The 16,115-nt window shown below is 65.4% G+C and carries 16 protein-coding genes; 4 read left to right on the top strand and 12 right to left on the bottom strand.

Annotation, left to right across the window (positions count from 1 at the left end):
- Window positions 1-28: 28 nt before the first annotated feature.
- Window positions 29-1,300, bottom strand: coding sequence for a Na+/H+ antiporter NhaA (gene nhaA, locus ABQF30_RS08385; protein ID WP_448462320.1), 1,272 nt, complete (start codon window positions 1,298-1,300; stop codon window positions 29-31).
- Window positions 1,301-1,386: 86 nt separating this feature from the next.
- Window positions 1,387-2,046 carry a TetR/AcrR family transcriptional regulator gene (locus ABQF30_RS08380; protein WP_448462319.1) on the bottom strand — a complete coding sequence of 220 codons (660 nt, stop codon included), beginning with the start codon at window positions 2,044-2,046 and terminating at the stop codon, window positions 1,387-1,389.
- 76 nt (window positions 2,047-2,122) lie between these two features.
- Between ABQF30_RS08380 and ABQF30_RS08375 the strand changes: the two genes are divergently transcribed.
- From ABQF30_RS08375 to ABQF30_RS08360, 4 genes are all read left to right on the top strand, one after another.
- Complete coding sequence (locus ABQF30_RS08375; RefSeq protein WP_448462318.1) at window positions 2,123-3,343, top strand: FAD-dependent oxidoreductase; 1,221 nt, start codon at window positions 2,123-2,125, stop codon at window positions 3,341-3,343.
- A 4-nt stretch (window positions 3,344-3,347) separates the two neighbouring features.
- Complete coding sequence (locus ABQF30_RS08370) at window positions 3,348-3,791, top strand: CBS domain-containing protein (protein WP_448462317.1); 444 nt, start codon at window positions 3,348-3,350, stop codon at window positions 3,789-3,791.
- 7 nt (window positions 3,792-3,798) lie between these two features.
- Window positions 3,799-5,088 (top strand): ArsB/NhaD family transporter, encoded by a 1,290-nt coding sequence (locus ABQF30_RS08365; protein WP_448462316.1) that lies wholly within the window; start codon window positions 3,799-3,801, stop codon window positions 5,086-5,088.
- 102 nt (window positions 5,089-5,190) lie between these two features.
- A complete protein-coding gene (locus ABQF30_RS08360) occupies window positions 5,191-8,097 on the top strand; it encodes a UPF0182 family protein (RefSeq protein ID WP_448462315.1) in 2,907 nt (968 codons plus the stop codon).
- 15 nt (window positions 8,098-8,112) lie between these two features.
- On the opposite strand, the gene ABQF30_RS08355 is transcribed toward ABQF30_RS08360, so the two are convergent.
- From ABQF30_RS08355 to ABQF30_RS08310, 10 genes are read right to left on the bottom strand one after another with little or no spacing between them, the layout of a single operon-like run.
- Window positions 8,113-9,798 carry a Na(+)/H(+) antiporter subunit D gene (locus tag ABQF30_RS08355; protein ID WP_448462314.1) on the bottom strand — a complete coding sequence of 562 codons (1,686 nt, stop codon included), beginning with the start codon at window positions 9,796-9,798 and terminating at the stop codon, window positions 8,113-8,115.
- Window positions 9,788-10,084 (bottom strand): hypothetical protein, encoded by a 297-nt coding sequence (locus ABQF30_RS08350; protein ID WP_448462313.1) that lies wholly within the window; start codon window positions 10,082-10,084, stop codon window positions 9,788-9,790. The genes ABQF30_RS08355 and ABQF30_RS08350 overlap by 11 nt, the downstream gene beginning before the upstream one ends.
- Window positions 10,081-11,553 (bottom strand): complex I subunit 5 family protein, encoded by a 1,473-nt coding sequence (locus ABQF30_RS08345; RefSeq protein ID WP_448462312.1) that lies wholly within the window; start codon window positions 11,551-11,553, stop codon window positions 10,081-10,083. Before ABQF30_RS08345 ends, ABQF30_RS08350 begins: the two co-directional genes overlap by 4 nt.
- Before the next feature lies 1 nt (window position 11,554).
- The gene (locus ABQF30_RS08340) at window positions 11,555-13,027 is read right to left on the bottom strand and encodes a monovalent cation/H+ antiporter subunit D family protein (protein WP_448462311.1); all 1,473 of its coding nucleotides are present in this window, start codon (window positions 13,025-13,027) and stop codon (window positions 11,555-11,557) included.
- Between the two features lie 3 nt (window positions 13,028-13,030).
- Window positions 13,031-13,429: a cation:proton antiporter subunit C gene (locus ABQF30_RS08335; RefSeq protein WP_448462310.1), complete on the bottom strand. Its 399-nt coding sequence runs from the start codon at window positions 13,427-13,429 to the stop codon at window positions 13,031-13,033.
- Window positions 13,426-14,451 carry a DUF4040 domain-containing protein gene (locus ABQF30_RS08330; protein ID WP_448462309.1) on the bottom strand — a complete coding sequence of 342 codons (1,026 nt, stop codon included), beginning with the start codon at window positions 14,449-14,451 and terminating at the stop codon, window positions 13,426-13,428. The genes ABQF30_RS08335 and ABQF30_RS08330 overlap by 4 nt, the downstream gene beginning before the upstream one ends.
- Window positions 14,452-14,461: 10 nt before the next feature.
- Window positions 14,462-14,776, bottom strand: coding sequence for a monovalent cation/H(+) antiporter subunit G (gene mnhG, locus ABQF30_RS08325; RefSeq protein WP_448462308.1), 315 nt, complete (start codon window positions 14,774-14,776; stop codon window positions 14,462-14,464).
- Window positions 14,773-15,063: an MrpF/PhaF family protein gene (locus ABQF30_RS08320; RefSeq protein ID WP_448462307.1), complete on the bottom strand. Its 291-nt coding sequence runs from the start codon at window positions 15,061-15,063 to the stop codon at window positions 14,773-14,775. Before ABQF30_RS08320 ends, mnhG begins: the two co-directional genes overlap by 4 nt.
- Entirely contained in the window at window positions 15,060-15,587 is a 528-nt protein-coding gene (locus ABQF30_RS08315) for a Na+/H+ antiporter subunit E (protein ID WP_448462306.1), read from the bottom strand. Before ABQF30_RS08315 ends, ABQF30_RS08320 begins: the two co-directional genes overlap by 4 nt.
- Window positions 15,584-16,045: a CBS domain-containing protein gene (locus tag ABQF30_RS08310; RefSeq protein ID WP_448462305.1), complete on the bottom strand. Its 462-nt coding sequence runs from the start codon at window positions 16,043-16,045 to the stop codon at window positions 15,584-15,586. Before ABQF30_RS08310 ends, ABQF30_RS08315 begins: the two co-directional genes overlap by 4 nt.
- Window positions 16,046-16,115: the final 70 nt, after the last annotated feature.

Below are 16,115 nucleotides of genomic sequence, written 5' to 3'. Positions count from 1 at the left end.
TCCGTCAGTGTACGCACGGACCGCGGGCTCAGTCCTGCCGAGGTTCATAGATATCCGGCACACCGTCGTGGTCGGTGTCGACGGTCTCCAGGAGGTGGATTCGACGGTAGACCGCGTTGCGGGACACCAGCACCGCGGCAGCAAGCACCGCGGCAACAACAGAGCCGATGAGCACCGCAATCTTGACATCGGCGTCGGCAACCGGGCTCTGTTCGAACGCGAGTTCCCCGATCAACAGCGACACGGTGAAACCGATCCCCGCCAGCAAGGCGACGCCGAACACATCGCGCCAGGCCAGGTCTTCGTCGAGAGTGGCGTGGGTAAACCTGGCCAGCAGGTACGTGGTCGCGAACACGCCGATGGGTTTGCCCACCACCAGGCCGACGATCACGCCGATGGTCAGAGGATGCGACAAGGCCTCAGCGAATCCGGACCATCCCCCAACCGTCACCCCGGCCGCGAAGAACGCGAACATCGGCACCGCCACGCCGGCCGATATCGGCTGCCAGCGGTGCTCGAGCCGCTCGCCGGCCGCATGCGGCCCTAACACCGGCACCACGAAGCCGAGCACCACACCGGCGACGGTCGCGTGCACGCCGCTGGCGTGCACCAGCGCCCATGCCGCCACTGCAAGCGGCAGGAGGATCCACCACTGCCGCAGACCGCGCTGCACGGCCACGGCGAACAGGGCGATCGGGATCAACGCCGCCGCCAACGGCCCCGGGGCCAGGTGGTCGGTGTAGAAAGCGGCGATGATCGTGATCGCAAGCAGGTCATCGACCACCGCCAGCGTGAGCAGGAAAATGCGCAGCGGCGATGGGAGATGCGTTGACACGACAGCCAACACCGCAAGCGCGAACGCAATGTCCGTCGCGATCGGCACAGCCCAGCCGTCCAGGTTCTCCGGGTGGCCGCTGAGCAGGTTGATCCCGATGAAGATTCCGGCGGGCACAACCATCCCACCGATCGCGGCGGCGATGGGCAGTGCCGCTCGGGCGGGATCCCGCAGATCGCCGGCGACGAACTCGCGTTTGAGTTCGAGCCCGACGACGAAGAAGAAGATGGCCAGCAGGCCATCGGCAGCCCATGCCGAAAGGCTGAGATTCAGGTGCAGCGATTCCGGCCCGACGACGAACCCAGACAGCCGATGATAGGACTGCGACCACGGTGAATTTGCCCACACCAGCGCCAGGCCGGCGGCCGCCAGCAACAGGGATCCACCCACGGTCTCCATCCGCAGCAATTGCGAAACCCGTTGCCACTCGGGCCATGAGGTACGGATGAGGAGCCGGCGGCCCATTGGACCACGACGATCTACCATTCAAAAACTCCCGGGGTCGGCGATTGACTTCGCCGACCAGACTTCCCGGCACACCGCAGTCCAAGTTAGCCGATGCTTGTGTGCACCGTCGGGCCGGGACCCGCCACCAGCCGCTTCAACGTGGCGAATTGCCTGTCGGCGAGGGTGTTCAATTCGGCCGGGGTGAAGTCGCCGTAGTGCTGCACCGTCCACTCGTCGAAGATCTGTAGGACGCCTACAACAAGCCGGTACTGCAACGCTTCCGGCAGGTCGTCACGTACCGCACCGCAGCTCCGACCGACGCGCAGCAGGCGCTCAACCCAGTCCCGCACCGCGTTCAGCGCACCACTGATTGCATCCTTGGCATCGTTGGGCGCATCGCTGTAGAACATGCGGCCCAGCATCGCGAACGACTGGTGTTTCTCCGCTATGGAGACCAGGTGCGTGAAAAACTCTGCGGTCCGCGCCCAAAAATGCTCTCCCTCGAATTGTTCCGGATCCGGAATTACTCCGTCTGCACCGATATCGGGCCCGATTTCGGAGAGCAACTCCCTCACCACAAAATCAAACAGATCGCTCTTTGAATCGATCACGTAGTAGAACGAACTCTTACTCATGCCGCAAAGCGAGATAATCCTGTTCAGCGAGGCGTCCCGGTATCCCGACGATGCGAACTCCGCCGCCGCTACGTGCACCAATCGCTGCCGACGCTCGGCAGGCATGCGCGTGAGCCGCCCAATGTGCATGCGTCGATAATAACAGTGTGGACCACCCGGTCCAGCCAATGGTAGCGTCGGCGCAGAAGCGTCGAAAGGAGCGCCAGTGTTCAGCCCGACCAGCGTCGAAGATCAATATGATCAGGCCGCTTCCGACGATATGAGAATCCTCGTGGTCGGCGCAGGCATAGCTGGATTGACCGCCGCGCAGTTGCTGCGCATCCACGGACGCCATCCCGTGCTCATCGAGCGCTCCGTCGATGGCGCGCACCCGGGGTACATGCTCGCGTTGATGCCGATGGCGGACGTCGCCCTGGACGATCTCGGGGTGCGGGAAAGCTACCGCTGCGCCAGCATTCCGTTGGATCGGTACGGCCTGCGTTCCCACACCGGCCGCATGCTGCGCGTGGATTCGATGGAAACCATCCTGGGGCGCTACGGCGACTACCGTGGCATCTCGCGCGGCGACCTGATCGACGTCTTGAGCGGCGACGCCTGCGCCATCACCTTCGACTCCACGGTCACCGCCCTCACCGAGGGTTCCGACGCGACTTGCGTGACGGTGACAACGGGCGGCGTGGCGAAGGAGTTGGAGTTCGACCTGGTCATCATTGCCGACGGAATCGGTTCGACCACCCGCGATCTGGTGCTGGACGGGCGCCAGGTCGGCGAATTCGACTCAAAGTGGGCCGGTTGGGTGGCATGGGCGCCAGAGGATTCCGATACCCACCTGGGCGAAGAGCTTTGGGGTGCCGGCTTTTTCATCGGGACATACCCGGTTCTCGGCCGGATCGGCGTGTTCGTCGGCGGCCCGCGGGAGGACATGACGGTCGGACCGGCGACGTTTGTGCGACGGATCCGCCGGGCGCTCAAGACGATTGACCCCCGGATGGACAACGCGCTGCGAGCGGTTGCCGACGACCCCGACCCTTTCTTCTGGTCCTTGACCGACTGCCGCTCGCCGGTCTGGGCCACCAGGCGGACAATTCTGCTCGGCGACGCGGCTGCCGGTTTCCTTCCCACCGCCGGGATTGGTGCGGGAATGGCGATGGAATCGGCGTGGGTGCTCGCCCGCATGTTGCGCCGCGCGGATCGCACGCGGCTCGGCGATCTCCTGCGTGCCTACGAAACCGTGCAGCGCCCGCGCGTCGAGGCCGCGCAAGACAATTCACGCAGTCTGGCCAAGATGATGTTTCACCGCAGTCGGATGCTCGCCCTGGTCCGCGAGGTCGCGATGCGGGCAATCAGTGTCGAGGCCGTGCTCGGACCTATTCAGCGGCTGCTGCGGGAACAACCCGATCCGGACGCGGCGCGAGTCGTAGGGTAGCGGTATGCATGCCGAGGAGATGGCAGAGGAGTTTCCGGTGATCACCGTTGATTCCGATGCCCTGGACGCCGCACGCACCCTCGCCCAGCACCGGTTGCCCGGCATCGTCGTCACCGACAACTCCGGCCGACCGTACGCGATCTTGCCCGCCTCACAAGTGGTCAGATTCATCGTCCCGCAGTACGTCCAGGACGACCCGTCGCTGGCCGGGGTACTCGACGAGTCGATGGCCGACCGGGTCGCCGACAAACTTGGCGGCAAGACCGTGCGTGATGTCCTGCCCGAACACCTGACCGACGTGCCGGCCGCCAATGCAGACGACACCATCGTCGAGGTGTCCGCACTCATGGCTCGGTACCGAAGTCCGCTGATCGCCGTGATGAAGGAAGGCAAACTGCACGGCGTGATCACCGCTTCACGGCTGCTCGAAACGGCGCTGAAACACTAATCGGTCCATGGCAATCGTCGCGGTCACCATATTCGTGGTGGCATACGCTCTCATCGCCAGCGACCGCATCAACAAGACACTCGTCGCGCTCTGCGGAGGCGCGATCATCCTTGTGCTCGGCATCGTCGACGCCGACGACGCGTTCTTCTCCCACGAAACCGGGATCGACTGGAACGTCATCTTTCTGCTGTTCGGGATGATGATCATCGTCGGGGTGCTGCGGCAGACCGGCGTATTCGAATACATCGCGATCTGGGCTGCCAAGCGCGCCAACGGTTCTCCGCTGAAGATCATGATCCTGCTGGTTATCGTGACGGCTGTCGCGTCCGCGATGTTGGACAACGTCACCACGGTGCTGCTGATCGCACCGGTGACGCTGCTGGTGTGTGAACGGCTTGCCATCAACCCGATCCCGTTCCTGATGGCGGAGGTATTCGCGTCCAACATCGGTGGGGCGTCGACGCTGGTCGGCGACCCGCCCAACATCATCATCGCGAGCCGTGGCGGGTTGAGCTTCAACGACTTTCTCATCCACATGCTGCCGATCGTGGCAGTCGTCATGGTGGTGTTCATCGCGATGCTGCCGCTTCTTTTTCGCGGATCGTTCACCGTCGACCCCTCACGGGTCGCGGACGTGATGTCACTGAACGAACGCGAGGCCATTCGCGATCCGAGGTTGCTGATCAAGTGCGGAGCCGTCCTGCTCGGCGTCTTCGCGGCATTCATCGGCCACTCGTTCCTCCACATCGAGCCTTCCGTCGTCGCGCTGGTCGGCGCCGGTGTCCTGATCCTGATCTCCCGGCTGGAGCAGCGCGATTACCTCGGCAGCGTCGAATGGGAGACGCTGCTGTTCTTCGCAGGCCTGTTCGTGATGGTCGGCGCACTGGTCAAGACCGGGGTGGTCGAAGAGCTGGCCAGGACGGCAACCGAGATCACCGACGGGGACGCGTTACTGACGGTCATGCTGATACTGGGTATTTCCGCGCCGGTCTCGGGAATCATCGACAACATTCCCTTCACAGCGACGATGACGCCGATCGTCGCGGAGCTGGCGTCGGGCCTGACCGGTCCGACCGACCCGAACGTCCTGTGGTGGGCGCTCGCGCTGGGCGCGGACTTCGGCGGCAACATGACCGCCATCGGCGCCAGCGCCAACGTCGTGATGCTGGGAATCGCGCGTCGGGCAGACAATCCCATCTCGTTCTGGGAGTTCACCCGCAAAGGCATCTTCGTCACCGTGGTGTCGATCGCGTTGTCGGCGGTCTACTTGTGGCTGCGCTACTTCGTCTTGGCCTGAGTGTCCCGGGGTCCGGGAGCGTAGAATCCGTGACACCGGACAACGAGTCGGCCCGCCGCTGCTCGCTCAGAGCAACCGCGCTGCCGAGCTTCGGAGCATGTTATGGGCACACGTTCGCCCGACAAGGTCCCGACGGTATCGCGACGCGCCCGCATACTCCTCGGCATCGCCGTGTGCATAGTGATATCGCTGTTCGTCGTTCCGCCCCTTCTGAGCACGTACGTCGATTGGCTGTGGTTCGGTGAGGTCGGCTTCCGAGAGGTATGGGTCACCGTCGTGCTCACCCGACTCTCAGTTTTCGCCGCGGTGACTCTGGTGGTAGGCGGGATCGTTGGGCTCGGCTTGACGTTGGCGTACCGTGCGCGGCCCCCGTTTGTTCATGCAGCGCCGAATGATCCGATCTCGTCGTTCCGCACCCAGCTGATGCGGCGTCCGCGGCTGGTGGGCTGGGGCGTGCCAATCGGTATCGGCCTCATCTGTGGCTTGATCGCGCAGTCGAAATGGGAGACGGTTCAACTCTTCCTGCACAGCGGTTCGTTCGGCATCACCGACCCGGAGTTCGGTCTCGACATCGGCTTCTTCGTCTTCGAGCTTCCTCTCTACCGATCGGTGCTCACCTGGCTGTTGGTTGCCGTGTGCCTGGCCTTGGTGGCGAATCTGGTGACGCACTATCTGGTCGGCGGCCTGAGGCTGATGACCGGCAAGGGCATGCTCACCCAGGCAGCCCGCGTGCAACTCGCGACACTGGCAGGCACGCTGGTGCTACTCAAGGCACTGGCCTACTGGTTCGACCGCTACCAGCTGTTGTCGGGTAGTCGTAAGGAGCCGACATTCACCGGTGCCGGCTACACCGATATCCATGCTGGGTTGCCGGCCAAGCTCGTGTTGCTCGCGATCGCGGTGTTGTGTGCCGCAATGTTCTTCGCGGCAATCTTCATGCACGACATGCGGATTCCGGCAATGGCGACGGCGCTGCTCGTGCTGTCCGCGGTTCTCGTCGGTGGCGTATGGCCGCTGCTGATGGAGCAGTTCTCGGTGCGCCCGAACGCTGCCGACGTCGAGCGCCCGTACATCCAACGCAATATCGACGCGACCCGTCAGGCGTATCGGATCGGCGGCGAATGGGTCGAATACCGGGAGTATCCGGGCATCGGCACCAAACCTCCCCGCGACATTCCGGCGGACGCGACCACCATCGCCAACGCCCGGCTGCTCGACCCGAATGTGCTCTCGCGAACCTTCACCCAACAACAACAGCTCAAGAATTTCTACAGCTTCCCCGACCACTTGGACCTCGACCGGTACCGCATCGACGGCGAGTTGCGGGACTACGTCGTCGGTGTCCGGGAGCTGTCCCCCACCAGCCTCACCGGAAATCAGACGGACTGGATCAACCGGCACACCGTCTACACCCACGGCAACGGTTTCGTGGCAGCTCCGGCGAACCGGGTGAACGCAGCGGTGCGCGACGCCGCAGCGGCATCCGAGAGCAACAGCGGTTATCCGATCTACACCGTCAGCGACATCGCGACGCAGGGGTCGGGCCAACTGATCCCGGTCGACCAACCCCGCATCTATTTCGGTGAGGTGATCGCGCAATTCGATCCCGACTACGCCATCGTCGGCGGCCCGAACGGGCCCCGCGAGTACGACACCGACACAGACAAGTACACCTACACCGGCGCCGGCGGTGTGCCCATCGGAAATTGGTTCAACCGCACGGTCTTTGCCGCCATATTCGGTCAACACAAGATCCTGTTCTCCCGGGCAATCGGCTCGGAGTCAAAAGTGCTCCTCTACCGCGATCCCCGCGAACGCGTGCAACGGGTCGCACCGTGGCTGACGACGGACAACAACGCCTACCCGGCCGTGGTGGACGGGCGGATCGTGTGGATTGTCGATGCATACACCACGCTGGACACATATCCCTACGCGCAGCGCAGTTCGCTCGAAGGGTTGGTGACCACCGCCACCGGCATCGTGCGCCCCGGCAAAGAGGTGTCGTACGTACGCAACTCCGTCAAGGCCACCGTGGACGCCTACGACGGCACCGTGACGCTATATGAGTTCGATCCGCAGGATCCGGTGCTGCGTGCGTGGATGCGGGCGTTCCCCGGCACCGTACAACCCGAAGCCGAGATTTCCGACGAACTACGCGCCCATTTCCGCTACCCCGAGGACTTGTTCGAGGTGCAGCGCGAGCTGCTCGCGAAGTACCACGTCGACGAACCACGTGAGTTCTTCACCACCAACGCATTCTGGTCCGTGCCAAGCGATCCCACCAACGACGCCAACCCCACTCAGCCGCCGTTCTACGTCCTGGTCGGCGACCAGCAGACCGCGAAGCCGTCGTTCCGGCTGGCCACCGCGATGGTCGGCTACAACCGGGAGTTCCTCTCGGCCTACATCTCGGCGCAGTCGGATCCGGAGAACTACGGCAAACTCACGGTGTTGCAGCTGCCCACCGACACCCTGACCCAGGGGCCACAGCAGATACAGAACTCGATGATCTCCGATACCCGGGTGGCCTCCGAGCGGACGCTGCTGGAGCGGTCCAACCGGATCCACTACGGCAATCTCCTGACGCTGCCGATAGCCGACGGCGGCGTGCTTTACGTGGAACCGCTGTACACCGAACGGATTTCGACGGCGCCGAACAGCTCGACGTTCCCTCAGTTGTCCCGCGTCCTGGTGAGCGTCCGAGAGCCCCGCGCCGGCGGCGGCGTGCGGGTCGGCTATGCGCCGACCCTGGCCGAGGCGCTGGACCAAGTGTTCGGCCCCGGCACCGGGCGGGCCGCCACGGCCCCTGGCGGTGACGCCGCGTCCGCACCACCGACACCTACCGGAGCACCAGCACAGCAGCCGCCGCCTGCTGCTGTACCCCCGGCGCCGCCGCCCGGCGATTCAGTACCGGCACCGGACGAACTCCGGGGCCTTCTGACAGAGCTACGCGACGTACTGGAGCGCCTGGAGCGTGCTGTTGACGCGAACGAGAATCCCGGCGGGTAGCGCGACCTGGCCGCATTACAGCAGAGCCAGCAGGAGCACGGTGCCGAGCACAGTGGTGGCCGACCAAACCATGCGGGTGGTGGACCACGGCGTGGCCAGCCACCCGTCGGGCTGCAGGGACGCTCGCCCAGCGGCCCATGCACGCTCGGCGCCGCGACGCAGCGGTGGTTCCACCCTGTCACGCATCTGAAACACGCTCTGGGACAAAGCATTCCAGGTCGACGGCAAAAGGCGACGGTAGACGACGTCGGCGTCGAGATTTACTGATCGGACCTCCGGCGGGTATAGGCCGGTGCGGATGAGAACGGTAAACGCCATCGAGGCAAGCAGGAGGAGCTGCAACTGGTTGATCACGTGCGGCGTCGTGTAGGGCACGAAGTCGACCGCGTACGGCAGAATTCCGTACAACACGCCCGGCGCCACCCCGATCCCGATACAGATCAGCGCGGCGATCGCCATCGCGACCCTCATGTTCAGCGGCGCCTCTGCCACCCGATGACCTCGGTCGTGGGCGAAGAACGCAAAGTAGGGGATCTTGATCCCGGCATGGTGGAACACGCCGGCTGAGGCGAATAACAACAGCAGCCAAACCACTGTCCGGTGCTCTTGCGCGGCCGCCTCCATGATCATGGATTTGGTGGCAAAGCCAGAGAACAGGGGGAAAGCGGAGATGGACGCCGCGCCGACGATGCACAGCACCGTGGTCTGCGGCATCGATTTGTACAGCCCGCCGAGTTCTGAGCCTTTGGCGGTGCCGGTGCGCAGTAACACCGCGCCGATCGCCATGAACAGCAGGCCCTTGAACACGATGTCGGCCACGGCGTGCGCACTCGCACCATTGATTCCGAGCGAGCCACCGATGCCGATGCCGACGACCATGAAGCCGAGCTGGTTGATCATGCTGTAGGCGAGGACCCGGCGCAGGTCGTTTTCGATGACTGCATAGAAGATCGGGAACACCGTCATGGCCACGCCGACCCAGATCAGCAGCTCCGTGCCGGGGAAGCCGCGCGCCAACGTGTACACCGCGAACTTGGTGGTGAACGCCGACAATGCCACCGCACCGACGACTGTCGACTCCGGATATGTGTCGATCAGCCACGCGTGCAGCACCGGGAAGGCGCACTTGACGCCGATGCCTGCCAAGATCAGCGCGCTGCCGGGACCATCCAGCCCGAGATAACCGAACTCCAGGCCGGCGCCGAAGTGGATCCGCAGCGCAATGCCGGTCAGCATCAACAGCCCGGAGACCACCTGCGCGATCAGGTAGCGCATCCCGGCGCGGTAGCTACGCTCCGTGCGGCCCGCCCAGATCAGGAACGCCGACGAGAGCCCGGCCAGCTCCCAGAACACGAACAGTGTCAGCAGGTCACCGGCGAGGCAGCCGCCGACCGCCGACGCGGCGTAGACGAGAATCACTGTCTGCTGCAGGGAGTCACGCAGATGCAGCGCGTAGACCGCGGTGAGAGACGCGGCGATCAGGAAGCCGGTTGCGAACACCCGGGACAACGCGTCGACCCGTAACAGGATCAGCTCAAGACCGAACATGTCGACGGTGGCCCCGACGCCCTCGGGCAGCGACCACAAGGCTGCCAGAGCGACGACCGGTAACAGCACCATCAGCACCTGTCGCGCCCGGCCGCGCAGCAGCGGCACGCCGACCGCGCCGAGCATCAGCAGAAGAGCGGGACTAGCGATCATCGTCGTCCCGCTGCGGTGGCTGGTCGGGTGGAACTTCGGGTGACTCGTAGTAATTCTCGTTGCGCTGCAACACCTTCCGTAGTTGCTTGGCGGTGAGAACCAGCGTCAGGCTTACCACGAAGCCGTACACCGCGTAGAACCCTGGCCATCGCTCGATGTCGAAGTACGGGTGCTTGATGTAGAAGAGGTCGGCAATCAGCGCGGCCGTACACAGCGCGGTCAGTCCGTACACGATGCGGGTCACGGTGCGCGGCTCGTCCAGCCAGCGGCGTTCGTCATCGATCATGGCGGTCCCAGGGTCGCGGCCAGCGGTGCGATCACGGCGTTGGCACCGAAAAACAGTGCGACACAACCGAACGCGGTCAAGATCAGTGGGGCGGTGAGGGTGAGCGCGGCCTCACCGTGCAGCAGTCGTCCGGCGGATGGGCGCAGGAACCCCCGCACCGGGATCGGCATCAGGTAGGCCACTGCGAGCAGCGAGCCCACCACGAGGACCACGAACATGACTGCGTGGTCCGCGTCGGCTGTGCCGAGCAGCAACAGCCACTTGCTCCAGGTGCCGCCGAGCGGCGGCAGGCCGATGATCGAGATCGTGGCGACCAAGAACGCGGCGAACGTCCACGGCATCGCGCGGCCGAGCCCGTCGAGCTCGCTTACCCGGGTCTTGCCTGCGGTGACGGCGATGGCGCCCGCGCACAGAAACAGCGTGATCTTGCCCGCCGCATGGGTGACCATGTGCAGCGCACCGCCCGTCGCGGCGACCCGGTCGGCCAAGGTGGCCGCCAGGACGATGTACCCGAGCTGGCTGACGGTGGAGTAGGCCAGCCGCCGCTTGAGGTTGTCCGACCGGATCGCGATGACCGCCGCCGCCAGCAGCGTGAACGCGGCCACCCACATCATCGGGGCCGCAGCGCCGGTGTCCCGCAGCGTGTCCAGACCGAAGACGTACACGGCGATCTTGAGAACCGCGAACACGCCGGCCTTGACCACGGCGACCGCATGCAGCAGCGCCGACACCGGGGTGGGCGCCACCATGGCGGCCGGCAGCCAGCGGTGCACCGGCATCAATGCCGCCTTGCCGATACCGAACAGGTAGAGCGCGAACAGCGCGGTCAGCACCCCCGGTCCGGCGGCGCCGGCGAGCAGCCCGCCGGGGGTGAACTCGGTACTGCCGGCCAGCACCCATGTCCACACGATCGCAGGCAACAGCAGCCCGATGGAGGTGGCCAGCAGCACGACAATGTAGGTCCGGGCGCCGCGGCGCGCGTTCGCGCCACCTTCGTGCGCCACCAGCGGCCAGGTCGCCAGTGTCATCACCTCGTACCCGATGAACAGCGTGATCAGGTTGCCCGACAACGCAATCCACATGGCGGTGCCGATCGTGAACGCGAAGAACACGTGAAAGCGCGCTTGGGCGTTGTCGTGGTTTGCGCGCAGGTAGCCGGCCGCGAAGACGGTGGTCACCGGCCAGAGCACCGCGGCGATCGTGGCGTACATGAGGCCCAGCGGCTCGAGCGTGAGCTCGAGAGTGAACCCGGGGAGCCACGTCCACAGTTCAACGCGCAGACCGTCGTTGGCCACCGGCCACAGGGACAGCACCACGGCCGCCAGCGCCACGCCCCAGATCACTGACGCCGTGTCCCGTGCCATCGGCCGGTTGCGTAGGAGCAGCACCGTGCCGCAGGCCAGCAGTGGAAGGGTCACCGCGACCGGCAGCGCGACGGCCGGCTCGGGTGTGGTCCAGTCGGTGAGCACGTCACCCACCTCCCAGCAGCGCCGCCGCCGCGCCGTCGGCGAGGCCGGCCGGCAGCGTGGCGTCGATGCCGAAGTACACCGACAGGATCACGAGCAGCCAGGTCGCCGCCGCCATGGACGGCGGCGGGCGCGCGGGCTCGGCGTCCGGAGGTGGTTCCCGGAACCAGGCCACCTCGACGACGCGGCCGATGTAGATCAGCGCAAGCAGTGAACTGACCAACATCGCCACCAGCACGGGCCACGCGCCGCGCTCGATCAGCGCCGTCGCCAGGGCCCACTTGCTGACGAATCCTGCAGCCGGAGGCACCCCAACGAGCCCCAGCCCGGCCACCACGATCGCCGCGAACGTCCAGGGCATGTGCCGGCCGAGACCGGCCAGAGCGGAGAGCCGGACCGAGCCGAGGCGTATCAGCAGCAGTCCGGCCCCAGCGAACAGTGCCGCCTTGGTGATTGCATGGTTGATCGCGTGCAGGTACGCAGCCGAGACGCCGGCCGCGGTGGCAAGGCTGATGCCGGCGATGATGTAACCGATCTGTGCGACGCTCGACCAGGCCAACAGGTACCGGAAATCGCTTTGGACGCACGCTGCGGCAGATCCGACGAGCATCGCCAGACTGGCCAGCACCAGGCCGAGTTCCTCGATCGGCATCGCGCCGAATACCAGCGCCGCCCCGAACACCGTGAAGGCGAATCGACAGAGCACATAGATCGCGACCTTGGTTCCGGTGGCGGCGACGAACATGCTCACCGCCGACGGCGCCTCCCCGTAGGCCCCCGGCAGCCAGGCATGCAGCGGGAAGAGCGCCATCTTGATCGCGAGCCCGACGAAGACGAACACCACGGCGGCGTACAGCGCGCGGTTGCCGTGGTGGTCCGCCAGCCGCTCGGCCAGATCAGGCATGTTGAGCGTGCCGGTGAGCGCATAGGCGAACCCGATCCCGAGCAACACGAACAACGCTCCGACAGTGCCGATCACCAAGTAGTGGAAGCTGGCGAGCAGCGCGTGCCGGCGGCGGCCCATGGCGATCATGGTGTAGGTGGCCAGCGAGCTGATCTCAAGGAACACGAACGCGTTGAAGGCGTCCGCGGTGATGGTCAACCCCAGGAGCCCGGCCAGCGTGAGGCACAAGCAGGCGTAGAGCAGCACGGTGCGCCTGTCGTCTATCTCGGCGCCGACGCTGCAGCGGCCGTAGACCGCGGTGACGGTGGCGATCAGCGACACCAACAGCAGAATGGGAGTGTTGAAGCCACTCACCACGAACTCGATGCCCGCGGGCGCCGGCCAGTCCCCCATCGCGTAACTGAACGTCCCGTCACGCGCCACCCGCTGCGCGAGCAGGGCGGCACAGATCAACGAACCGCCGGCGGCAACGAGAAATAGCAGCCACGCCACGACGCGGGACCGCAACAGCATGCACAGCGGCGCGCAGATCAGCGGGATTGCCACTTGCAGCGCCGGTAGCTGGGCGGTCATCAGTCAACCTGTGACGTCGTCGTCCGCGCCCGCAGAACCCGTTTTGCTCCTCGCGTCCGCAGTGTCACGCTCGAGGATTTCGTCCTCCTCCACGGTGCCGTACGCCTCGAAGATTCGAACGGCCAGGGCGAGGCCTACGCCGAGGGTGGCGACGCCGACCACGATCGCCGTGAGCATCAGCACTTGCGGCAACGGATGGGAGTAGGTCTCGAAACTGGTCGACACGATTGGAGCGGTTCCACCGGTGACTTTTCCGAGGCTGATGAAGAACAACAGGATCCCGACCTGGAACACGGTGAGACCGATGAGCTTCTTCAGCAGATTGCTGTGGCTGATGACTACGTAAAGGCCGGTCAGCATGATGGCGAACAGCAGCCAGTAGATGTAGTGGGTCGCGATCACGGCGGCAACTCCGCGCTCAACGCCGTGCCCCGGCTCGCGACTCCCCAGCTCGCGAAGCCGAAGAAGACTCCGGCCATCACCGCGGAAACGGTGGCGCCGACAGCTGCCTCCACAAACACGATTCCGAGGTGTTGCCCGGACTCGGCGGAGCCTGGGCCGAGCACGTCGTAGTCGAGAAATGAGCCGCCGAGCATCATCGTCGCGAAGCCGAGCCCGACATACCCCAGCAGACCGAGAGACACCAGAGACCACAACGCCCGGCGTGGCACCACATACTGCGCCCGGTCCACCCCGAACACCAGGCTGTATAGGACAGCGCCCGACGCGAAGATCACGCCGGCCTGGAAGCCGCCGCCCGGTCCATACTCACCGTGGAAAAGCACGTAGAGCGCGAACAGCAGGATGAACGGAAGCAACAGGGCGGTGATCACCCGAATGACGCGGTAGTCGGCGAGGTGGAAGTCCGCTCCCGGCCGGGCCTCCTCCGGCCGCGCGAGCGGGCCGAGCAACGACAGGACGGCGACGCCCGCAGTGAAGACAACGACCAGCTCGCCCAGCGTGTCGAGCGCACGGTAACTCGCCAGCACCGAGGTCACCGTGTTGGGTATCCCGACATCCTCCTGGGATTGGTACAAGTAGATGTCTGTCACGGGGTGAGCGTGGACGGGGTTTCCGGCGGCGCCGAAGGACGGCAGATCCTGGCCCGCGTAGCCGAGCGTGACGCCGACCAGGATTACGGCGACGAGCCCGGGCAGGCGCCGTTGGGGCGGCGTGACGGCCTCCCGTGAGCGGGTCAGCGCGAGTACGCCGAGGAGCAGCACGGTGCTGATGCCGACACCGACCGCCGCCTCGGTGAATGCCACGTCTGGGGCGTCCAGCAGCACGAAAAGGGTTGCGGTGACCAGGCTGAACAGAGCGGCCAGCATGGTGGCTTCGTAAAGGGCGCGTACCCGCGCGATGGCCAGCGCCGTCGCGGCGAGGATCGCGAGCAGTGTGACGTTGATCAGGGTGAAGGCGGTCATAGCGGTGTCGTCACCGGCGTCGGTCCCCCTCCCGCCACATCTGGATTCCGTCGCGGCGTGCGGCGTGCGCCAGGACGTGCGTCGCGGTCGGACTGGTGAGCATGAGGAAGAGCAGGATGATCAGCAGCCGGACTTCTGTCGCCCAACCGCTCGGCAGCAGCAGCAGGCCGACCAGGATGAGGCCGGCGCCGGCGGAGTCGGTGACGCTGACGGCGTGGATGCGGGTATAGAAGTCCGGGAAGATCAGCAGACCCATACCGCCGGAGAAGACGAACAGGGCTCCGGTACCCATCAGCGCGTACCCGACCACCGCCATGGGGTTCATGTCGACTCACCTTTCGGACCTTCTGGCCCGCCGCTCACCAGGTCCTGGTAGTGGCTCAACCGGAGTACCGCGATGACGGCCACGAAATTGACCAGCGCATAGAGGATTCCGATGTCGAGGAACTCCGGACGGCCGAAGAGGAAGCCGGACACCGCCACGAAAAGCACGGTCTTGGTGCCGAACGTGTTGATGGCCAAGATCCGGTTGTACAGGCCGGGACCCGCGAACGCGCGGGTCAGTGCCAGAACCATGGTGGCCAGCAGCACCGCCATTACCGCGGCGATCATCGCCGCGCTCCCGGTCGCGGCACCCGGCCGAGCATCGCGCCGTTCCGGAGCTCGTCGATGTCGGCCCGGTCCAGGCTGTGGACCCGGATCAGCTTGTCGCTGATATCCAGGGACAAAGTGCCGGGGGTCAGAGTGATCGCGTTCGCGTACGCGACCTGGGTGAGTTCCGGTAGGTCCTGCGCCGGTGTCGCTGCCACCACTGGGCATAGCGGGCGCCAAGGCGACCACACCTTGCGCACCACGGCGACCGACGAGATGAGAACCTGTACGCCCAGCCACCCGAAGAACCGCGGTAGACGCAGCATGAACGGAACCGTCAGATCGCGGTGCAGGGACAGCTCCGCTCGCCAGGCCATCGCGCACACCACGGTTATCGACACGGCGCCGAGCGCCAGCATCAGCGGATCGAAATGGCCGGAGAGAACGAGCCAGAACGCGGCAAGCAGTGGAACCATCAGCATCATCCGTCCGATGGGTTGGCGCTGTGCTTCCACTCGCGAACGCTCTTGGTCTCCCCGGGTCATGTCGTCCCCTCGATGGCCTCCATAAGCAGCTCAAGCAGATGGTTTGCGCTGACGACGCCGAGTGTGCCGCCTCGCTCCCGTGCCACTACGGCGAGCGGGCAACCCCGCTCAGCCATCAGTTCGGCGAGTTCGATGACCGTCGCCTGCGGCCGGACGATCGGAATGCGGGCGCTTCCCGCGCCTATGACGTCGCCCACCCGGATGCCTGTCAGCGCGGCGGCTATGCGGTCAGCGTGCCGCTCGTCGAGAACCCGGGCAAGGCCGGGTCCTTCCTGCACGTAGCGCGGCAACGTCAGCCGGAGCAAGTCGACGGACGACATGCATCCGACCACTTCTCCCAGCTCATCGGCGACCACGAGACCAGGCAGATGGTGCTGCGTGACCACCTGAATCGCGGCCAGGATGTCGTCGCTCGGCAGCACTGTGGGCAACGATTCCGTGACGTCTGCAGCGTGCACGAGCTTCTCCCGTCGCCGAAACGATCACCAGTTCTTTCACCTTGTGATCGCGATTCTCTGATATCGGAGG

This window comes from Mycolicibacterium sp. XJ870, from assembly GCF_053483975.1.
Note: the sequence above shows the minus strand (reverse complement) of the source record. Positions and strands in the feature narration are given on the sequence as shown.